This is a genomic window from Paraburkholderia sp. BR14374 (assembly GCF_040948685.1).
In the GTDB taxonomy this organism is placed as follows: domain Bacteria; phylum Pseudomonadota; class Gammaproteobacteria; order Burkholderiales; family Burkholderiaceae; genus Paraburkholderia; species Paraburkholderia youngii.
In genome coordinates this window covers 1-861 of sequence record NZ_JBFPKF010000117.1, presented here as the reverse complement: position 1 = coordinate 861, position 861 = coordinate 1, and the positions used below count along the sequence as shown (strand labels likewise).

1 protein-coding gene is annotated in these 861 nt (G+C 59.9%); it reads left to right on the top strand.

Annotated features, from left to right (window positions below; translation table 11 throughout):
• Positions 1 to 45 precede the first annotated feature (45 nt).
• Positions 46 to 852 (top strand): IS5 family transposase, encoded by an 807-nt coding sequence (locus tag AB3X86_RS38270; protein ID WP_368599904.1) that lies wholly within the window; start codon positions 46 to 48, stop codon positions 850 to 852.
• Positions 853 to 861: the final 9 nt, after the last annotated feature.

The window sequence follows — 861 nt, the reverse complement described above, 5'->3', positions numbered from 1 at the left end:
TAGAGGGTGTTAGGCACTTTATGTCGGACCTGGTATCCTGGCGGAATGAAAAAACGCAGGCCTTACCCAACGGATGTATCGGATGAAGAGTGGTACTTCGCCGCTCCGTACCTGACCTTGATGAACAAGGACGCACCACAGCGCCGCTACGAACTGCGCGAGATGTTCAACGCGCTGCGCTGGATCGTACGTGCCGGTGCCCCGTGGCGTTTGTTGCCCAATGACTTTCCGCCGTGGGAACTGGTCTACCAGCAGACGCAACGCTGGATTCAGGCGGGCTGCTTCGAGGCCATGGTGAGCGATTTGCGTTCGATCATCCGGGTCGCCCAGGACCGCCGTGGTCAACCCAGTGCGGTCATCCTCGATGGCCGTACGCTGCAGTCGACGTGCGAAAGCGGCGCACGCGCAGGCTACGACGGGTACAAACGCAAGAAAGGCAGCAAGGTACATATTGCGGTGGACACGTTGGGACAACTGCTCGCGGTGCATGTGACGCCGGCCAACGAGCAGGAGCGCGCACAGGTTGGAGAACTGGCGCGTCAGGTCCAGCAGGCTACAGGACAGACGGTCAAGGTGGCGTTCGCGGATCAGGGATATACCGGCGAAGAGCCCGCGCAGGCGGCGCTTGACGAGGGGATTGAACTTCAGGTCATCAAGCTGCCGGAGGCGAAAAAAGGCTTCGTGCTGTTGCCGCGCCGCTGGGTGGTTGAGCGCAGCTTCGGCTGGCTCAACCGCTTCCGCCGACTCGCAAGAGACTACGAGCGATTGCCCGAAACTCTGGCTGGCTTGCACTTCGTCGTCTTCTCCGTGCTTATGCTTGTTCACTTTGCAACCCTTAGCAAAAGTGCCTAACACCCTCTA